At 50.0% G+C, this 19,607-nt stretch carries 23 protein-coding genes; 15 read left to right on the plus strand and 8 right to left on the minus strand.

Going from position 1 to position 19,607, the window contains the following annotated elements; all coding sequences use genetic code 11:
* Positions 1-2: 2 nt before the first annotated feature.
* Positions 3-1,052 (minus strand): NAD(P)/FAD-dependent oxidoreductase, encoded by a 1,050-nt coding sequence (locus LPW40_RS06385; protein ID WP_230821392.1) that lies wholly within the window; start codon positions 1,050-1,052, stop codon positions 3-5.
* Positions 1,053-1,132: 80 nt separating this feature from the next.
* On the opposite strand from LPW40_RS06385, the gene LPW40_RS06390 reads away from it, so the two are divergent.
* The 3 genes from LPW40_RS06390 to map are packed head-to-tail and all read left to right on the plus strand — an operon-like array spanning position 1,133 to position 3,618.
* Positions 1,133-1,696, plus strand: coding sequence for a DUF3267 domain-containing protein (locus LPW40_RS06390; RefSeq protein WP_230821393.1), 564 nt, complete (start codon positions 1,133-1,135; stop codon positions 1,694-1,696).
* 56 nt (positions 1,697-1,752) lie between these two features.
* Positions 1,753-2,820: a DNA polymerase IV gene (gene dinB, locus LPW40_RS06395; RefSeq protein WP_230821394.1), complete on the plus strand. Its 1,068-nt coding sequence runs from the start codon at positions 1,753-1,755 to the stop codon at positions 2,818-2,820.
* Positions 2,821-2,862: 42 nt separating this feature from the next.
* Positions 2,863-3,618: a type I methionyl aminopeptidase gene (map, locus tag LPW40_RS06400; protein ID WP_230821395.1), complete on the plus strand. Its 756-nt coding sequence runs from the start codon at positions 2,863-2,865 to the stop codon at positions 3,616-3,618.
* Between the two features lie 286 nt (positions 3,619-3,904).
* Here the strand turns inward: map and LPW40_RS06405 are convergent, their stop codons facing one another.
* Positions 3,905-4,384 carry a metal-dependent hydrolase gene (locus LPW40_RS06405; RefSeq protein WP_230821396.1) on the minus strand — a complete coding sequence of 160 codons (480 nt, stop codon included), beginning with the start codon at positions 4,382-4,384 and terminating at the stop codon, positions 3,905-3,907.
* A 133-nt stretch (positions 4,385-4,517) separates the two neighbouring features.
* Between LPW40_RS06405 and LPW40_RS06410 the strand changes: the two genes are divergently transcribed.
* Positions 4,518-4,712 carry a YwbE family protein gene (locus LPW40_RS06410; RefSeq protein ID WP_097039765.1) on the plus strand — a complete coding sequence of 65 codons (195 nt, stop codon included), beginning with the start codon at positions 4,518-4,520 and terminating at the stop codon, positions 4,710-4,712.
* A 2-nt stretch (positions 4,713-4,714) separates the two neighbouring features.
* Here LPW40_RS06410 and LPW40_RS06415 read toward each other — a convergent pair whose 3' ends face one another.
* The 5 genes from LPW40_RS06415 to LPW40_RS06435 all read right to left on the minus strand — a co-directional run bounded on the left by LPW40_RS06415 (position 4,715) and on the right by LPW40_RS06435 (position 9,167).
* On the minus strand, positions 4,715-5,236 hold the full coding sequence (locus LPW40_RS06415) for a D-glycero-alpha-D-manno-heptose-1,7-bisphosphate 7-phosphatase (protein ID WP_230821397.1): 522 nt from the start codon (positions 5,234-5,236) through the stop codon (positions 4,715-4,717).
* Positions 5,237-5,296: 60 nt separating this feature from the next.
* Positions 5,297-7,012, minus strand: coding sequence for a gamma-glutamyltransferase (gene ggt, locus LPW40_RS06420; protein ID WP_230821398.1), 1,716 nt, complete (start codon positions 7,010-7,012; stop codon positions 5,297-5,299).
* Between the two features lie 151 nt (positions 7,013-7,163).
* Positions 7,164-7,727 (minus strand): beta-class carbonic anhydrase, encoded by a 564-nt coding sequence (locus LPW40_RS06425; protein WP_230821399.1) that lies wholly within the window; start codon positions 7,725-7,727, stop codon positions 7,164-7,166.
* A 1-nt stretch (position 7,728) separates the two neighbouring features.
* The gene (locus tag LPW40_RS06430) at positions 7,729-8,787 is read right to left on the minus strand and encodes a YihY/virulence factor BrkB family protein (protein ID WP_230821400.1); all 1,059 of its coding nucleotides are present in this window, start codon (positions 8,785-8,787) and stop codon (positions 7,729-7,731) included.
* A 59-nt stretch (positions 8,788-8,846) separates the two neighbouring features.
* On the minus strand, positions 8,847-9,167 hold the full coding sequence (locus tag LPW40_RS06435; RefSeq protein ID WP_230821401.1) for a YtxH domain-containing protein: 321 nt from the start codon (positions 9,165-9,167) through the stop codon (positions 8,847-8,849).
* Positions 9,168-9,329: 162 nt separating this feature from the next.
* On the opposite strand from LPW40_RS06435, the gene LPW40_RS06440 reads away from it, so the two are divergent.
* From LPW40_RS06440 to LPW40_RS06470, 7 genes are all read left to right on the plus strand, one after another.
* Complete coding sequence (locus tag LPW40_RS06440; RefSeq protein ID WP_230821402.1) at positions 9,330-9,527, plus strand: DUF1128 family protein; 198 nt, start codon at positions 9,330-9,332, stop codon at positions 9,525-9,527.
* A gap of 21 nt (positions 9,528-9,548) precedes the next feature.
* On the plus strand, positions 9,549-10,769 hold the full coding sequence (locus LPW40_RS06445) for an aminopeptidase (protein WP_230821403.1): 1,221 nt from the start codon (positions 9,549-9,551) through the stop codon (positions 10,767-10,769).
* Positions 10,770-10,849: 80 nt separating this feature from the next.
* A complete protein-coding gene (locus tag LPW40_RS06450; protein ID WP_230821404.1) occupies positions 10,850-11,005 on the plus strand; it encodes a hypothetical protein in 156 nt (51 codons plus the stop codon).
* 53 nt (positions 11,006-11,058) lie between these two features.
* The gene (locus LPW40_RS06455; protein WP_230821405.1) at positions 11,059-11,868 is read left to right on the plus strand and encodes a RecX family transcriptional regulator; all 810 of its coding nucleotides are present in this window, start codon (positions 11,059-11,061) and stop codon (positions 11,866-11,868) included.
* Positions 11,852-12,172: a YfhH family protein gene (locus tag LPW40_RS06460; RefSeq protein ID WP_230821406.1), complete on the plus strand. Its 321-nt coding sequence runs from the start codon at positions 11,852-11,854 to the stop codon at positions 12,170-12,172. The genes LPW40_RS06455 and LPW40_RS06460 overlap by 17 nt, the downstream gene beginning before the upstream one ends.
* Positions 12,173-12,175: 3 nt before the next feature.
* The gene (locus LPW40_RS06465; protein ID WP_230821407.1) at positions 12,176-13,663 is read left to right on the plus strand and encodes a hypothetical protein; all 1,488 of its coding nucleotides are present in this window, start codon (positions 12,176-12,178) and stop codon (positions 13,661-13,663) included.
* A gap of 10 nt (positions 13,664-13,673) precedes the next feature.
* On the plus strand, positions 13,674-14,447 hold the full coding sequence (locus tag LPW40_RS06470) for a hypothetical protein (protein WP_230821408.1): 774 nt from the start codon (positions 13,674-13,676) through the stop codon (positions 14,445-14,447).
* Between the two features lie 34 nt (positions 14,448-14,481).
* On the opposite strand, the gene LPW40_RS06475 is transcribed toward LPW40_RS06470, so the two are convergent.
* The gene (locus tag LPW40_RS06475) at positions 14,482-15,459 is read right to left on the minus strand and encodes a metal-dependent hydrolase (protein ID WP_230821409.1); all 978 of its coding nucleotides are present in this window, start codon (positions 15,457-15,459) and stop codon (positions 14,482-14,484) included.
* Positions 15,460-15,525: 66 nt separating this feature from the next.
* Here LPW40_RS06475 and mutY point away from each other — a divergent pair, with 66 nt between their 5' ends.
* Genes mutY through LPW40_RS06495 form a run of 4 tightly spaced genes read left to right on the plus strand, consistent with a single transcriptional unit; the run spans position 15,526 to position 19,586 of the window.
* The gene (mutY, locus tag LPW40_RS06480; protein WP_230821410.1) at positions 15,526-16,563 is read left to right on the plus strand and encodes an A/G-specific adenine glycosylase; all 1,038 of its coding nucleotides are present in this window, start codon (positions 15,526-15,528) and stop codon (positions 16,561-16,563) included.
* Between the two features lie 56 nt (positions 16,564-16,619).
* Entirely contained in the window at positions 16,620-17,165 is a 546-nt protein-coding gene (gene ntdP / locus LPW40_RS06485; RefSeq protein WP_230821411.1) for a nucleoside tri-diphosphate phosphatase, read from the plus strand.
* Positions 17,166-17,214: 49 nt separating this feature from the next.
* On the plus strand, positions 17,215-18,951 hold the full coding sequence (locus LPW40_RS06490) for an ABC transporter ATP-binding protein (RefSeq protein WP_230821412.1): 1,737 nt from the start codon (positions 17,215-17,217) through the stop codon (positions 18,949-18,951).
* 11 nt (positions 18,952-18,962) lie between these two features.
* On the plus strand, positions 18,963-19,586 hold the full coding sequence (locus LPW40_RS06495; protein ID WP_230821413.1) for a DNA-3-methyladenine glycosylase: 624 nt from the start codon (positions 18,963-18,965) through the stop codon (positions 19,584-19,586).
* Positions 19,587-19,607 lie beyond the last annotated feature (21 nt).

Raw genomic sequence — 19,607 nt, forward strand, 5'->3', positions numbered from 1 at the left:
TTTTAATTTTCCGGCTCCATGTAACTGTAGTCATCCAGATCGAGGCTGGTGGGAAGGCCGCTCAGTAGGCGTGCAGCTTCACGGCCGATGTAGGGTGCGGCGGTGAGTCCCGTGGCGCCGAGCCCGTTGATGACGAATGTCCTGTCATCATGGTATCCGATGAACGGCAGGTGATCCCTTGCATAAGGTTTGAAGCCGGTCATCATCTTGATGTCCGTGATGGCATGGTCCGGGAAATACCGTTCGGCGAGCCCCCTCAAATAACGGTGGTTTTCCTCAGAAGGTGAATCATCAAAAGATTCAGTGTCGATATGCGTGGTGCCGATCGCAAACTCATTGGCACCCATCTCCACGATATAAATGGGCCCGAGTGCCATGACGACCGGTGTATGGACGACCTCGGGCGCTTCGACTTTAAAATGCAGCACCTCGGAGCGCTGATGGCGGACAGCCGGTCCGAAGTCCTGCTCGACGCCCCATGCACCGGTTGCGTAGATGGTGACATGGTCATCACCCGGCGCCGGTGCCTCGCCTTCAATCCATTCGCCCCCGTTGGAGACGAAGGCATTTTTCAATGCGTCCCTGAGCAGCGCCCCTTTGACCTGCGCACCGCCTTCGACATAGACCCCGGGGTAGCTGTCGTTCAAATAAGGATGGCGCTGTTTGACTTCCTCCCTTGAAAGCTTCAGGACTTCACCCATTTCAGGCGCATCCGCCTTTTTTTTGCTGATGCGATTGAAGCCGAGTTCGAGGACTTCATCATCTTTGAATAAAGAGATCGCACCCCGCTGTGTATACCCCGTCTCAAGTTCTGTCTCCCGTTCAAGCCGGCTGATGAAGGACGGATAATATTCCGCCGCTTTCGTCACCAGGCGGTACCATTTCTTATTCCTCCGCTGGGAGACCCATGGATTGATGATGCCCGCCGACGCCTCCGTCGCATTCCCGGCATCATTGCGGTCATACAGGGTGACCGAGTGACCGTGCTGCTTCAAATGATAGCCGAGGGAAGCACCTGCAATGCCGCCCCCGATGATTGTGAATTTTTCCATTTTATACTATCCCTCCGTGCATGATTCATTGAAATTATATGATAGACTGTGTACTGATGTCATTTTGAGGAGCCTGACCCATGAACAAGTACGTACTGGACATATTCAAAGATCAGGACGCTCTGAAAACTTTGAACAAATGGTCCATCCTGATCACACTCGGCGCCTTCATATTATTCTACTTATTCGAGGTGCTTTTCACAAATACGACGGGCTCAGCCGTCATCGGCTGGTCGCCGCTTGAACTTCTGTTGTCGGTGATACTGATCTTTTTGATCATCTTCGCGGTCATCACTGTACATGAAGCCATCCACGGCCTGTTCTTCAAGCTGTTCAGGCCCCGGGGCAACGTGAAGTTCGGATACTCCAAGGGGATGTTCTACGCGACTTCCCCCGGCGAAGTGTTCAGAAGGCACGAATTCAAAATCATCATCATCATGCCTTTCATCATTATAACAGCGTTGATGATGATGATATGGTTCATCGTGCCACACGCATCGATCAAGTATTTCCTCGCACTGCATACCGGCGCCTGTGCCGGAGATTTTTATTACCTTCACCTGCTGAATAAACACCCTGAGATGCAGTATGTCGAGGACACCGATGTCGGCATGACGATGTACGAAAGCCATCCGGATGGATAGAACGCCTGTTCGTATCATGTTATAATGAAGGCAACGATAAGTGTTGGGTGATGATTATGGAAAAAAGGATCATTCATATAGATATGGACGCTTTCTATGCACAGATAGAGCAGCGGGATCATCCTGAGTACCGGGGGAAGCCGGTCATCGTCGGCGGCAGGTCGCAGAGCCGCGGCGTGGTTGCGACTGCGAGTTATGAAGCCCGGAAGTTCGGCGTGCATTCGGCGATGCCGACACGGACGGCCTATAAGCTCTGCCCGGACGGCATTTATGTGCGTCCCCGTTTCGATGTCTACAAAGCGGTCTCAAAGGAAATCATGGATGTCTTCCTTTCCTACTCGGAACTGGTTGAACCGCTGAGCCTGGATGAGGCCTACCTCGACATCACGCACCTCGTGTCCCGGGAGCGCACCGCGAAGTCGGTCGCACTGAATATCCAGCGGGATATATTTGAGAAGACGCGCCTCACTTCTTCAAGCGGCATTTCCTACAATAAATATCTCGCGAAGATCGCATCCGGGATGAACAAGCCGAAAGGGACGACCGTCATCCATCATGGCAATGTGATGGAAATACTGAAGGAGATGCCGATCGGGAAGTTCCCCGGCGTCGGCAGGGTCACCGAGGAAAAGATGAAATCGCTGAAGATCTTCAACGGGGAAGATCTCCATGGCTGGGCGGAAGCCGACCTCGTGCGCGAGTTCGGGAAGCGGGGGAGCTCATTGTACCGTAAGGCACGCGGCATCGGCACGAGTGAACTCAATGTCGACCGGGTGAGGAAGTCTGTCGGCAAGGAGACGACTTTCGACCATGATGTGAACGATGATGAATACATTCTGAAAGTGCTTGAAGAACTGAGCCATAAAGTCAGCGGCAATCTCGACAGGCGGCAGTTTGCCGGCAGGGTCGTGACGGTCAAGCTGAAGACCCATGATTATAAGACGCACACCAAGCAGATGATGACCACCAACCCGATCTTCAAAGGTGACGAGATCTTTCATTATGCTTATAATTTATATCATGAAGTGAAGGAACCTGAAGAGCCGATCCGCCTGATCGGTGTGACCGTCTCGCATCTCGAGGAAAGAAGTTACCGTAATTTGACGATATATGATTTTTTATAATAATATAGGCTTAATTAAATTTTAAAGGAAGACAAGTGACTTATGATAATTAAAACAGAAGAAGAAATGAAAGCATTAGAAGAGATCGGCCAGATATGCGGTAAAGTTTTGAAAGCCGCCGTCGATTTCACGGAAGTCGGCATGACGACCAAGGAGATTGATGAGGAAGCAGGACGTCTGCTTGCTGAATACGGGGCGGAGAGCGCGCCGATCAGCGAGTACGATTTCCCGGGCTACACATGCATCAGTGTGAATGAGGAAGTCGCACACGGCATCCCGGGTTCACGCGTCTTAAAAGACGGGGACCTTGTGAACATCGATGTCAGTGCGAAGAAGAACGGATATTTTGCGGATACGGGGGTTTCGTTCGTGGTCGGCGAAACGGATGATCCGATGAAGCAGAAAGTCATCGATGTATGCGAAATGGCCTTTGAAGCGGCGATGGAGAAAGTCAAAGCCGGCGGCAAAGTGAGCCAGATCGGACGTGCAGTACATAACGTTGCACGCAAGAACGGCCTCACCGTCATCCGCAACCTGACCGGACACGGGGTGGGCAAGAGCCTGCACGACTCCCCGCAGCATATCATGAACTATTATGAAGCATCGAAGAAGGAAATACTGAAAGAGGGCATGGTCATTGCAGTCGAGCCGTTCATTTCGACGAAGGCGAGCCTCGTCACGGAAGGCAAGAACGACTGGGCCTTCGAAACGAAAGACGGCAGCTACGTCGCCCAGAAGGAACACACCGTCGTCGTCACTAAAGACGGCCCGAAGTTCCTGACGAAAATTGAAAATTGATCTGCCTGGAGATCCGGCAGTGGGGGCCTTGCTCATCCGCTGCCGGATTTTTGTTTGAATGAGCAGTATTGGCCTCTCCCTGCTCACTCAGTTGTGATTTTAGGTGCGAGTGAGCAGAATCTGTGTCTCCCTGCTCATTCAAGTATAACTTTGGCTGTGAATAAGCAGAATCTGCCTCTCCCTGCTCATCCACGTCCAATTTCCTGCATGAGTGAGCAGATACATAAAAAGCCCGGACACGGCAGGGGGACGCGGCCTCCTTTTCGTATCCGGGTTTTATTTAGTCTTAAATATAAAAATAAATGGCCTGGTATCCGTAATAGAAAGAGGCGAGGGCCAAGAGGCTGAATATGACTTCTTCCACGATGCTTCCGGTTTTTGTGGTGAGCGGGAATCTGACTCTGTAGTCGAGAGGGAAGAACAGCTGGATGCCGCGCTTCGTTCCCATATCCAATATGTAATGGCTCGCCATGCCGACGACGATGCCGGCGGTGACCTCATCGAAAGGCTGGAATGCTTTCAGCAGGAATGCCATGATGACTAAAAATAACAGGCTGTGTGTGAATGAGCGGTGGCCGAATATCAAATTCACAATCTTGGAAGTGACGGGCAGTTTTCTGCCGATCATACTCCCGCCGTGACAGATATCGGGGAGCAGGGCGCCGATGATGCCTGCACCGGTCAGGATGATCGGGTCCATGCCTGAAAAATAGGAATAGGCGAGGCCCGCAGCGATTCCGCCGGTGATATGTGTTTTTCCCGTCATAATTTTCCCTCCTTAGATTATTTATGATACCATTAAATGCATAATAATTTCATTTTATATGTGAAATGATTTCATTTTTTATGAAATATTCAAAGCAGTAAATTTTAAAATAAAAATATTGAGGAGAATGAAAATGCCGGGAACAAGAAGAGATAATATCGCTCCGGGAAAGAGAGTCAACGTCGTACAGAAACAGGATCAGAGGACGGGGAGGCTGACCGAAGGGGTGGTCGCAAGGATCCTCACGAATTCACCGACACATCCCCACGGCATCAAAGTGAAACTAGAAGACGGGACCGTCGGCAGGGTGAAGGAGATACTGGACTGACTTCATCCTGTGAGCCAGCCGGCGAATGACAGCAAATCCGGGAACTGATGGTCAGCGCCCGCCTTCTTTTTATCTTTTCCGATGAAAATGGTGCGGGTGCCGGCGTTTTTGCCCGCCTGTATATCCACTTCACGGTCGCCGGCCATGAAACTCCGGGACAGATCGATGTCATGTTTTTCAGCCAGATCCAAAATCATGCCCGGTGCGGGTTTCCTGCACCGGCTTTTTGCCTGCGGCATATCGGGGCAGTAGGCGATATCATCCAGGAAAGCCCCGTGCTTTTCCAGCTCCTCTTCCATCTTCCCGTGCACCTCATGCAGTTCCTCCTCCGTCATGAAACCAAGTCCGACGCCGCCCTGATTGGTCACCACGAACACTTTATAGCCGGCTTCATTCAATTTCCTGACACCTTCGCCCACATCATCCAGCAAATAAAAATCTTCCGGTGCGTTCACGAATCTTACACGTTCACTCATCACTTCATTGATGACGCCGTCACGATCAAGAAATACAGCCTTATGCATCGAAAATCCACTCCTCATTAAAAAATCTCCGCCCTCTGGTCAGAGGGCGGAGTCCGTCCATCAATCTTCCACAGCCTTGGCATCGCCCGGTCTCGGGAAATCGGCCCCGCCGTAAAGGCGGTGGTCGTTGTTCTGATCGATCATGATCGCCTGCACGTCGCCGATCCTTGTATCGGCGCCTTCTTCCCTGAATGACTGGTCGAATTCATAGCCGAGGTCTGCAAGTTTTTCAAGTACGGCATCTTCCACACCATCCTCCCACTGATCGTCAAGGTCGGGTGTGACATAGACGCGGGGATCTTTGATGGCTTCGTCGATCGGCATCTTATAGTCGATGACATTGACGATGGTCTGCACGACGGAAGCGATGATTGTTGCAGCCCCCGGTGAACCGAGCGTAAAGAACGGTTTACCGTCATGGAAAAGGATCGCCGGTGACTTTGAACTTTTCGGATATTTATTGCCGTTCGGTTCATTCACGCTGCCGGGTTCCACCGAAAAATCGGTCAGATGGTTGTTCAGTATGAAACCGTAACCCGGCACCATGATGCCGGAACCGTAGATGCGTTCAATCGAGGTCGTGCACGCAGCAACGTTCCCCCACTGGTCGACGGCGGTGTAATGGGTGGTCTCCATTCCTTCCCTGCCTGACGGTTCACCCTGTTCGCGGGGGCTGTGCCCGTCTTTTTGATACTTCCATGGATCGCCTGCCTCTTTTTTCTCTGCCTTCCTTTCGATGGAAAGCTCTTCCAGACGTTCCTTGATGTAATCTTCGTGGAGTACGCCGTCGAGCGGGGCAGGGGTGAAGTTGGTGTCTTCGATATGGGCATTTTTATCCGCCAGGGCGAGCTGCAGCGTCTGCGCCATCAGGTGGTATTTTTCCACGGAATGCGGATTATACTGCGAAATGTCCACCTGCTCCAGGATCTTCAGCTGCATGGCCACACCGATGCCGCCGGCACTCGGGGGCACAGGCAGGGCGATGTCAAATCCCCTGTAATTCGTCCACAGCGGTTCATCGACGATGACTTCATAATTGAGCAGGTCCTGATGAGTCATGATGCCGCCGTGGTCTTTGACCGCCTTGATGATCGCATCTGCAATCTCACCTTCGTAGACATCATCGAATCCTTTGTCCCTGATTGTTCTGAGTGTATGTGCAAGCTCCGGCTGCCTGAGGGTGTCTCCTTCTTTAAGGTGTGTGCCGCCGGGCATGAACTTCTTCCGGGCCTCTTCATGGAGCCGGTGATCGAACAGCTCAAGCGTACGCTCCATCAGCCCGTGGACTCTGTAGTCCGATTCTGCAAGACGTATTGCAGGGTCTATCAACGTCTCCAGCGGGAGCGTCGCATAATTTTCGTGGAGGTGTTTCAGGCCTTTCATGATGCTCGGTATACCGACCGCCGTCCCGTGCGTGGAACGTTCATCGAAAGGGATCTCCTCGCCGTTTTCATCCACGAAGGTTTCCGGCGTCATGGCGGCGGGTGCCTTCGGGTGGGCATTGATCATTTTGGTTTCATCTTTTTCAGCGTCATAGCACATCAGGAAGCCGCCTGAACCGATGCCTGTGTTCATGCCTTCAACGACCGAAAGTGCAAGCTGCACCGCGATGACCGCATCGAATGCATTGCCGCCTTTCTTAAGCATCTCATTGCCGGCATCGGTCGCTTCCTTGACCGCACTTGAGACCATGCCGTAACGGCCCGTATCACCTTTCATGTCCTGATCGGGCTCTATATATTTTTGTACCGCAAAAATTTCTTCTATATTTGCCATTCATATGTCACTCCTAAGTCTATGTTTTCTTGAGATACATATTTATAACCTTTATCGGCGGGTTTAAAACGCGGGGGAGGGAACGCAGTAAATTTATGACCTCCCTTCAATAAAAACGGCACCTTGCGGAAGGCGCCGTTTTTCATTCAATCTAATTCTTATAACCGTCGACGACAAGGTCGACTTTGCCGTTCTCGGGATCGATCACAAGCCCGTGAACCGGGACACTGTTGTCGAACAATGGATGTTCATGCACTTTACGCACGCTTTCCCTGACGCTGTCCTCGACGGATTCAAAGCCTTTCAGCCATGATTCGATATCGATCCTCGAATGCTTGAGCACTTCGAATGTGTTATCCGAAATGCCGCGGTCTTTCATCTCCTGAATCATCGGCTCTGGTTTAAGGGCACCGAAGCCGCAGTCGTGGTGGCCCATGATGACGACTTCCTCGACGCCGAGCATGTACACCGCAACAAGTATGCTGCGCACCGTGCTGCCGTAAGGGTGGGAAATGACCCCGCCGGCATTTTGTATATGCTTGATGTCACCGTTCTTCAGACCGAGTGATTTGAAGGACATTTCCGTGAGCCTCGTATCCATGCAGGACACGAGGACCATTTTTTTCTGTGGCGATTTTGTTGCGACATAATTTTTATACTCTTCGTTTTCAACGAAGCTCTTATTGAATTCAAGCAAATCATATAGTAATGGCATCTTAGCTGGTTCCTCCCGCTTCTGCTGTATTGGTATCGTTTTGTTTCGCAATGTCGTTCTTGTGGATGATGGCATTGATCTGTGCACCTGTGATGATTATGATTCCGGTGATGAACAACCATAAGAGCAGGATGATCACACCGGCGATGCTGCCGTATGTCGCCGAGTAGTTCCCGAAGTTTGACACATAGAATCCGAAGCCCCATGAGGCGACAAGGAACGCAATCGTTGTGAATATCGTGCCGGGGATCACGGATTTCCAGTCGATTTTAATATTCGGGGCGACTGAGTACATGATCAGGAACACGACGAATACAAGCAGCAGCGGCAGAATGCTTCTGACGAGGTTCCATACTGTCGAGAACTGCTGATCGAGTCCAATCACACCAAACATCAGGTTGCCGATCTGGCCGCCGAATACGATGAGTACGAATGTAAGTAAGACTGATAATGTCAGGACGATTGTGAAAATGATCGAAAGTCCTTTCGCAACGACGAAGTTGCGGTTGTCCTCCACATCGTAGGCGACATTGAATGCATTCATCAGGGCGGTCATGCCGTTGGATGCAGCCCACAGCGTTGCAATCAGACCGAATGATAAGAGTCCGCCGGTCGATTCTGACATCACATCATCGATGACACCCGACAGCATCCCTGAAATCTCCGCCGGAGCGTAATCCTCGATGAAGCCGGTGATTGTGGCCTGGTCGATGTTGAATAAAGGCACCAGTGTCAGAAGGAAGATCAGCAGCGGGAATATCGCAAGCATGAAATAATATGCCAGCTGTGCGGCCATCCCCGTCGTGTTGTCCTTTGAGAACTGGAACATCAGCTTCTGGAAGAAATTTGCATCTTTCTTCGCCTTGGCCGGTTTGTTTATCTGGGAGACATACAGCTGTTCATCGTCCTTTTTCGGTTCCTTCGACTTGAAGACGGTGTTTTCAACGTATGTCTCATCACCCTTTTTCTTGTTACCCTTTCCCTTATTGTCTTTTTTGCCTTCAGACTCTTCCTTTATCTGTGACAAATACTTTGAATTCTTGTTCTCATCTTTAGACATGAGCACACCTCTCTAGTAAGAAAAGGACCAACATCCGTCAGTCCCTTCAAGTATTTATGTTACTGTGATTTTTTCTCCTCACGTTTCTGCATGAGTGTATCCTTGGCATCCATAATCTGTTTCTCGAGCTCAGGATTCTCTTCCCTGATCTGCTGGACGGTGTCTTTCCAGAACATGACTTCGTCCTTCAGCTGTTCGAATTTGGAAGAGCCGCCGGAACTGCTCTGTAATTTATCTTTGGCAGCCTCTGGATGCTTCGCATAGTAGCCGAGCTCCTTGCCGCTGCTCATCACCGTCTGGCGCGTATTTTTGTCAATCAGACTTACCAATGCGCCAATGCCGGCACCGATCAGAATTGCAGGAATCAATTTGTTTTTCATAATGACATTTCTCCTTTAGGCTATTTATAGTTGATATATCCATTTTGAATGGAATATAAACTTATATACAAAATATAATAATCTTTTTATTTATAATACTCAACCTGGGCATTCTTTGTTACTATATATTCATGCATAAATTGACAAGGAGGCGGAGGAGCCGTGGATAAGGAAACAATGCTGAAAGAAATAGAATCAAGATTGAAGGTCGTCAATAAAGGGATGCTGAACCCGGATGATTTCAGTGACGCCCATCAGGAGGAAATCGCTGAATACCACAAGATGGTGACATCGAGGAATGAAATCAGCCCGATGGAGCAGACGGCGATACTCGAAGAACTGTCCAAGCTCAGAAAATAATTTCATAAAGGGGTTTTTTGAATGTCGAAATTGGAAAGATATGCTTCACTGCTGGCCGAAGTCGGCCTGAATGTCCAGGAAGGCCAGAGGGTCTATATCAGCGCGTCCGTGGATGCACTGCCGCTCGTCCGTCTGGTGACTGAAAAGTCTTATCAGAAAGGTGCAAAAGACGTCAAAGTCAATTTGAAGGATGACGTGCTCACGCAGCTCCATGCACACCACAAAAGCACGGAGGAGTATGCGAAGGTGCCGCAGTGGGCGATCGATGAACGCATGTTTTACTCGGATGAGAAGGCGGCCTTCCTCGCCATCACTTCATCTTCACCTGAACTGTTGAAAGGTGTGGATCCCGACAAGCTTAAAAGCATGCAGATCGCATACGGCAATGCTTTCAAGGAATATTCCAACCGCATCCAGTCCGACCACCACAGCTGGTGCGTCGCAGGATACCCTTCAGCCGGATGGGCGAAGCTTGTATTCCCCGATAAGACGGAGGATGAAGCTGTGGACGCACTGCTCGACCTCATCTTCTATACGATGCGGGTCGACCGGGAAGACCCGGTGGAGGCCTGGCAGGAGCTTGATGCCACGCTCCATGAGAAGGTGGACATCCTGAATGAAAACCATTTCCATGCCCTGAGGTACTCAGGACCGGGTACGGACTTTACAATGGAGCTGCCGGAGAAGCACCTGTGGGCGGGCGCCTCAAGTGAAAATTCGGACGGTGTGCGCTTCATGGCTAACATGCCGACGGAAGAAGTCTTCACGGCTCCGAAGAAGACCGGGGTCAACGGCTATGTTTCGAACACGAAGCCACTGAGCTACGGCGGCAACATCATCGACGGCTTCAAATTGACCTTCAAGGACGGCAAGGTCGTCGAATATGAAGCGGAACAGGGCGAAGATGTGCTCAAAAACCTGCTTGAGACCGATGAGGGGGCGAAGTATCTGGGCGAGGTCGCGCTTGTACCGGACGATTCCCCGATCTCGAACACCGATACATTGTTCTTCAATACGCTGTTCGATGAGAACGCCTCCTGCCATATCGCGCTCGGCAGTGCATACGGCTTCAGCATCGACGGCGGCAAGGACATGTCGCGTGAGGAACTCGCCGAAGAAGGCCTCAATGATTCGATCACCCATGTCGATTTCATGATCGGGAGTGCAGAACTCGACATATACGGCATCGACCCGGAAGGCAATGAAACGCCGATATTCAAACAGGGCAACTGGGCAATATAAAATATAGTTCACTAAAACCTGCATTTTATGATAAAATATAAGTAACGAGAATTACTGATAACTTTGTTAGGAGGGCTTTCATGAGCTATGCAATGATGTTACTCGTAGTGATAGCGTTCGTTTTCGCTATTCTTGGGTTTGCGGCAGTGCTGGGTTATTTCCTGCAGCAGGCATTCCCGGGCAGATCAGCAATTGAAGTGGATTCACCCGAGGAAGCTTTGAACAGAAAAATATAATATATACAAATCAAGAGTGGAGAGGAGGATTCAGGTTCTCCTCTCTTTTTGGATTGTTTGATTTAAAAGAGGCGGTAGCGATGATCAAAATCGATAAAGTTTCATTGAAGAAGAATGGTTTATATGAGGTTCATCTCTCCAATGGTGATAAGATGACGGTACACGAGGAATCACTCGTCAGGCACCGTCTGCTCAGCGGGAGGGAACTTACCGGGGAAGAACTGGAAGCAGTCACCGAAAGCATTCAGTATGACCAGGCCTATGTGGACGCATTGAAATACATCAGCTACAAACTGCGGTCACATCATGAAATCAGGGAATATCTCGGTGAGGAATATGCGCCGTACATCGTCGATGACGTGGTGGGGCGCCTTATGGATGAAAACTACATCAATGATGAAATGTATGCCGAAGCGCTTAAGAACACGATGCTCAACACTTCCGACAAAGGGCCGGGGATGCTTGAGAGGGAACTGAAGAAACACCGCATCGATGAGGAGATCATATTCCAAAAGACCGGTGCCTTCAGTGATGCGGTCGACAGTGAACGCATGAACAAACTGAAAGCCAAAGAGCTGAAAAGATATAAAGGTTCGCAGCGTCATTTTTCGATGAAGCTTCAGGAGAAACTGATGACCAAAGGCTACTATAAGGAACATATCGATCTGATCACCTTCGGCGCTGAGTTCGATGAGACCCCTTATTTTGAACGCGATTTTGAAAAGATATACAAAAGATACCGGAACAGGCATGAAGGCTACGTGCTGAAGCAGAAGCTGACAGAGGCACTGCTCAGAAAAGGCTATGAGTATGATCTGATCCAGGAGAAATTAGGTGAGATGACAGATGAAACCATTGGGTAAGATGACCAGGCGCGAAATAGAAGCATATATCGCCGAAAAACGTGAAGCGATGAGGAAAGCTGAAATGCTCGGCGTGGAAAATGAATACAGGGTGAACGAACGGCAGGTGCTGATTGCGGAAAGCTATATGATAGATCTGAGCCAGATAGAAAAAGGGAAGATCTACAAACTCGTCAGCAATGAAGACCATTATTTCAAAGTGGAATACTTGAAAGGTGTTTTTGCATGGGGCTTTTTCATCGGCGGCACCGAGAAAGAGACGGGTATTCCTGTAAGCATGCTCCAGCTGAAGCGGAAGGGATAGACTATGCAGGACATAATTCTGCTGAGGGGGCAGAACCTCTCATATGCCAAAGAATCGGGGCACCTCAGGAAACGGATCCTTTCAAAGGACGAGACCCTCGTGATAAAAGATGTCTCATTCACTTTATACCGCGGAGAAGTCCTTGGGGTGCTCGGTGAATATGAGACACTTTATTATTTGAAGGATATGATCACCGGGACGATCAACCCGAAGACGGGGAAGGCGAAGTCGGAAGCGGCCATTGCGGCATTCGACGTGATGGATCACGTACATAACCGTCACGCCTCGGTCCGTTTTCTGACCGAGCTGTTCAATGAATATATGAAGCCGGATGAAGTGGCGGCGGCAATGGAAGCTCTGGAGAAGAAAGTCTTCATGAAGCGCGTATGGAACAGGCGCCTGAATACTTTGACGCGTGCTGAAATCGGTGCACTGCTGGTCGAGGCCGCATGTCATATCGATGCGGATGTATTCATCTTCTGCAATATGAGCAGCCATTTGAACGAGGCCACCAAAACCCGCTTCAAAGAAGCCGTCTCAAATTTTGAAAAGCAGGATAAAGGCGTCATGCTCCTTGAAACGGACATCGGCCTCATCCAGGAATCATCCAACTATTTCATATGGCTGAGCTACGGGCAGAAGCGGTATGAAGGCGGCGTGCAAAAAGGCGTGAACCGTTACAATGAATATCTTAAAGAGAAGAGCCGGGTCAAAAACACCGATGAAGAGAAAGCGTTCGACCTGGAATGGAAAAGGAATATATCCGAATACGCTCACTATGAACATAACATGCAGCGGCTCAGCAAAAAGCAGACTTCCCTGATCGACAGGCTCAGCATCAGGAGGCTCATCGTCTCCTTCGTCCTCCTCTTCATCATCATGGCCGCCTCCACGGTGATTTTCATGGACATCAATTTCACTGGAGCGGACCAGACTGCCGAACAGCAGGCGGTGCCTGCACTGGAGGAGGATGCTGAAAGTTTCGCCTATGGTTTCGTCTCGGCGGAAGCACTGGAACTCGGCGGAGAGGCGGTGCCGTACATGACGATGGTGGATGTCGTAAGGACCGGGGAAGGAAGTTATACGGTGCTCTTCAATGATGCAGAGCATGAAGTGCCGGAAGATGACATCATTTATTTCAATCCGGCGAGCCTTTACACCGAAACGACTTTTGAGGAACTTCTGCCGTATGCCGGAGATTCTTTTGCCGACAGCTATCAGTTCTATACGTTGTGGCTCTCCGGGGACGCAGAGAATGCCACGGATGAGCTGAACCTCGAGGCGGACGAGCACCGCGGATCGGTGCCCGGCTTCCCGATCACTTATCATTTCAGGAATGGCAATGTATTCTCGGTTGCATTCCCCGCTGAAGACACGGGGGAACTCCTGGATGAATATGACCTGACGAATGAAGAACAGATTTTCAGGGTGCAGGACGGCTACATGGTCCTGGACGGCGTAAACGATACCTGGCTGTATGTCAGCAGGTGAGGAGAGTATTATGAAACAGAAGATTAATTATTTGATCCGTGAATTTTTTCATCAGGTTGAAGAATATAAAGCGCATAATCTGACACCGCTGTTGATGTATGTAATATGTGCCGTGTTTCTTCTGATTGGTGCCCTGACACTGTCGGAAGCTGAAAATGTACGGTACCTGTACCTCGTCATGGGACTGATGGCGACGATCTGGCTTTTCAGCATGGTGGTGCTGAACCGCAACATCGTCTTCATCAAGGATTCGATCGTCAAGATCAGCTATGTATCGGTATTTTACAGGATCATGCCGGTGATCCTGTTCCAGACGTTCATATTTGTACTGTTCATGGCGGTGAACGCCGCGATCGTCTCACTGTCGCTGAACGACTGGATGATCAACTTGTTCACGATGATGTACTATATCGTACTTGGCGTCCTGTTGATCGTTCCATTTATATTATTTTATCTGATCGTCAACTCGCCGAACGACAAATTCAACATGCTCGTCTTCATCATTCTTGTGCTTGCAGTCCCGATCCTGTACCTGCCGGAACAGCTGCCGTCGGGGCTTGAGAGCCTTCTCAGCCTGAATCCGTTTTATTATGTGGTGAACGGACTCCAGACGAATGCGGTCAACATCGCATGGAACATCAACCGGCTGCCGCATGATGTGCTGTTCTTTGCCCAGATGGGGTTGTTGTATCTGTGGATCTTCAAACTCTATGACAAGATGAAATTCACTTTTTATGATTTCAATAGGAAGCATCGGGGCAGTGCGGACGGCGCTGTGGAATAATCCAAAAAAAAGACAGGCGATGCCTGTCTTTTTGTTATGATTCCAGGAGTTTCCGCTGGAGCTTCTCTTCCGAGAAGACCCATCCGGTATAGCTGTGGATGACTTCATAGCTCTTTTTATCCAGATGCATGATGCAGACGAACGGATAGTGTCCTTCCTTCAAATACCTGAGGTCGATATAGCGGACCTCAAAAGTGTCCGCATCCAGAGATTTCATCTCGTAACGGTAGATGGACGAGAAGAATGTGAATGCCTTGAAGTTACGGTCATGCTTGATTGCCATGAAGATCTTATGCGGTAGCTTGTCTTCCCGGTTGAACCTGTCGTAGAATATGATGTTCTCCTTGAAGCTCCGGCCGACATAATATGCCTTGTCGGTGACGACGACGATGCGCCACTGGTTGAAATGGATGGTCGGCATGACGAATGTACGATTGATGGCGTCATTCGGCAACTGTTTTTCGACTTTCCTGACCAAAAACTGCTGCATGAAATATCTGGAGATATAATATGCCACGAGCAATGCGTACATCATAATGAATAAGATGACCGGGGAGAACCCGAGGAACCACAGCACGAAGTAGAGGCCGTGGACAACCAGTATCGGCACGTCCACCGTATTTATGATTCCAAGCTGTATCCATGTGTTGTCCACCGGCCGCAGGGCCTGGGTGCCGTAGGAATTGAATATATCCACGAATACATGGAGGAACACTGCAAGCTGGACCCATAAATATGTATTGACCAGCGGCAGGCCGAACGCAAAGTGCGCAATCGCCGTCAGCAATACGGGCCAGATTAAGAATGTGAACGGCAGTGAATGGGTGATGCCGCGGTGGTGGGTGATGTAGACGGCATTGTTCCTCATCTTCAAGACCGTATCTATATCAGGCACAAGGGATGCACCTACCATTGTGGCGATAAAACCCGTCGAAACCGCATCGATGTTCGGATCGATCGTCGCGAGCCCCACCAGGGTGCCGCCCATTAAAGTATGTGTAAGAGTATCCATAGTTATGCCTCCAGTCAGTATGATATCATTGAAAGATAAAAATCAATTTGTTAAAGGAAAATCAGTATGTTACAGCCATCGACATTCAATAATAACCTACTCGAGTGGTATCACTCAAATAAAAGGGATCTGCCCTGGCGGCAGACGGAAGACCCGTATAAAATATGGCTCAGCGAAGTCATGCTGCAACAGACTCAGGTCATTACTGTTATTCCCTATTTCGAGAAATTTATAACAAAATATCCGACGTTATCCGACCTCGCCGATGCAGATGAAGAGGCGCTCCTGAAGGACTGGGAGGGTCTCGGATATTACAACAGGATCCGCAATTTCCAAAGTGCGGTCAGGGAAGTCAAAGAAAATTACGGGGCGGAGGTCCCGGAAGATCCGGATGAATTCTTCAAACTTAAAGGCGTCGGGCCGTATATCGGCGGCGCGGTGCAGAGCATCGCATTCAATCATCTCCTTGCAGCTGTGGACGGCAACGTGCTCCGTGTCATGTCACGTCTCAATGCGGATGCGAGGGATACGACGAAGGCGGGTGTGCAGAAATCCGTCAAGGAAGAGATCGAATCCATGATGCCGCTTGAAGCGGGGGATTTCAACCAGGCGCTGATGGAACTCGGCGCGACCGTCTGCACGCCCCGGACGCCAAAATGCATCGTATGCCCCGTCCAGGAACACTGTGAGGCATTCAGGGATAACACCGTACACGACTATCCTGTAAAGAAGAAGAAGCCAAAGAAGAAAGAAGAGTACTATAATGTCTATTTCATCTTGAACGACAGGGAGGAAATCTACCTTTACAGGCAGGAGGGCGACCTGTTGAAAGGGATGTACGAACTGCCGAAGTTCGATGTCGACACGAGCATGGAGAATATAGAAAGTGAGCTCGGCGTGGAGCTGGATCAGAAAAAGGTGTATATCGGCAGTGATAAGCATGTCTTCACACATAAAGTGTGGTATATGGAGAGCTACCTGCTCCATACGACTTCTTCCAATGAACACTTCATGCCGCTTGATGAAGTGAGGGATGTGCCGATGAGCACGGCGATGAAGAAGGTCTTCAGGAAATTGGCCACGGACGGGGCGGGCGGCCTGTAAAGTCCAAAGCCCTGTGTTATAATATAAAAGTATTAACTCCAGAGGTGGTGTGGAATATGGGTGTAGAATCCATACCAAAAGAAGGCAACAAAGTCAGAGTGCAGAGTTATAAGCACGACGGCTCCATTCACCGTGTCTGGTCGGAGACGACCATATTGAAGGGCACGGACCATGTGGTGATCGGCGGAAACAACCGTACGCTGGTCACCGAGAGCGATGGCAGGACATGGGTGACAAGGGAGCCTGCGATCGTTTATTTCCATACGGAATACTGGTTCAATGTGATATGCATGTTCCGGGAGGACGGCGTCTATTACTACTGCAACCTGTCTTCGCCCTATGTCTATGACGGCGAGGCGATCAAGTATATCGATTATGACCTGGATATAAAAGTGTATCCGGACGGCAAGTACCATCTGCTGGATGAGGATGAATACCATCTGCACAAGGAACGCATGGGATATTCAGAGGACATCGACGCCATCCTGAAAAGAAATGTCGATGTGCTGCAGCAATGGATAGAACGTAAAAAAGGGCCTTTTGCGCCCGATTTCATCAAAGTCTGGCAAAATCGCTTCAATAATGACTTCAAGTCATACTGAACCAATCAACCCGGTTGATTGGTTTTTCGAATGTTAAGGAGGATTCCCATTGATAAGAAGATACTTGAAGTTTGTACGGCCATACATGTGGCTGATATTTCTGACGATCATCATCGGTATACTGAAATTCGGTATTCCGCTCCTTATTCCACTTTTAATCAGGTACACAATCGATGATATCATCATGCCTGAAGGGCTCGGTACAGATGAACGGATCACGATGCTGATACAGATACTGCTCGTTTTCGCATTCATATTCGTGATCATCAGGCCGCCGGTCGAATACTTCAGGCAGTATCTGGCACAGTGGACGAGCAATAAGATCTTGTATGATATCCGCAAGAAATTATACGGACATCTGCAGATGCTGAGTGCCAAGTACTATTCGAACAATAAAGTCGGCGAAATCATTTCGCGGGTCATCAACGATGTGGAGCAGACCAAGGACTTCATAATGACGGGTCTGATGAACATATGGCTGGACCTTGCGACCATCCTGATCGCCCTTGCGATCATGTTCAGCCTCCACGGCCAGCTGACGCTTGTCGCAATGATCATATTCCCGCTCTACATTTTCGGAGTGTGGTTCTTCTTCGGAAGGCTGCGCATGTACACCCGCAGACGTTCACAGGCGCTGGCGGAAGTCCAGGGATACCTGCATGAAAGGATCCAGGGCATCAATGTCATCAAAAGCTTTGCGGTGGAGGAGAATGAAGCCGGGCGCTTCAATGAGAGGAACGGCAATTTCCTTGAAAAAGCGACGACTCATGCCAAGTGGACAGCCCGCAGTTTCATGGTGGTCAACACCATCACCGACATCGGTCCGCTCCTTGTCATCGGCTTCGGTGCCTACCAGGTGATCCAGGGCAATCTGACCGTCGGTACGCTCGCGGCATTCATCGCCTATCTCGATCTGCTTTACGGCCCGCTGCGCCGCCTCGTCTCCTCATCGACGGCGCTCACACAGAGCATCGCCTCGATGGACCGTGTGTTCCAGCTCTTCGATCAGAAGTATGATGTGACGGATAAACCGGGTGCAGTGGAAATGGAATCGACGGATGGGAACCTCAGATTCAACAACGCCGGTTTCAGATATAGCGATGAAGGCCGGCAGGTGCTGAAAAACCTGAACCTCGACATCAACAGCGGGGAGACGGTCGCCTTCGTCGGCATGAGCGGCGGCGGAAAGTCGACGCTTGTGAACCTCATACCGAGATTTTATGATGTCACCGAGGGCAGCATCACGCTTGACGGTACGGACATCCGGGATTTCACGGTGTCCTCGCTCAGGAACCAGATCGGCATCGTCATGCAGGAAAACGTCCTGTTCTCGGAGACGGTCAAAGAAAACATCCTCCTTGCCCGTCCGGATGCGACGGATGAGGAAGTCGTCGAAGCGGCGAAGCATGCGAATGCACATGATTTCATCATGATGCTCGAGAATGGATACGATACAGAGGTCGGTGAACGGGGCGTCAAATTGTCGGGCGGCCAGAAACAGCGCATCGCGATTGCCAGGGTATTCCTGAAGAATCCGCCAATCCTCATACTGGATGAAGCAACCAGTGCACTGGATCTGGAGAGTGAAAGCATCATCCAGGAAACGCTGCTCAAATTATCCGCAGAACGCACGACCGTCATCGTCGCCCACAGGTTATCGACGGTGACCCATGCAGATAAGATCCATGTCCTGAGCAACGGGGAAGTGGTCGAATCCGGCACGCACAATGAACTGATGAGCAGGCAGGGAGACTATTACGATCTCTACAGCATTCAAAACTTATAAGGTGATTCATAATGACAGATAAATTTCAATCCGATGTGGATATCAGTTTTTTAAAAACGGATACGTTAAATGCGGCAAAAAGGCTGCTCGGTCTTGAAATCATCACCAGAGTCGGTGATGAGGTGACCAGCGGGTTCATCACCGAAGTGGAAGCCTATCTCGGCGTGAATGATAAGGCGGCGCATACTTTCGGCGGCAGGCGGAACAAGAAGAATGAAATGATGTATAAGCCGTACGGCCATATATATGTCTACACGATGCACGGGCACAACTGCATGAACTTCCTCACCACTGAAGGTGAGCCGGAAGGAATTTTGATCCGTGCGGTTGAACCGAACATGGGCATCGATGTGATGAAGGAGCGGCGCGGGAGGGACATCAACCTGACCGACGGGCCCGGCAAGCTCACGAAATCGCTCGGCATTACACGGGGCGCGCACAACGGCATGGAACTGAACAATGATGTCCTGATCGTCAGGCATGGCAGGACGCCCGGCAATATCCTGGCGACACCGAGGATCGGCATCGACAACAAGGAAGAAGCGGTGGATTACCCTTACAGGTTCATCGTGGAAGGCAACCCGCATGTCAGCAGGTTCAAAGGTAAGGCCGCCGCAAACAAAGGCTGGAAATGAAAGAGCTGGAATCTCAATATG

The sequence above is a fragment of the Salinicoccus halitifaciens genome (assembly GCF_021026095.1).
Classification (GTDB): Bacteria; Bacillota; Bacilli; order Staphylococcales; family Salinicoccaceae; genus Lacicoccus; species Lacicoccus halitifaciens.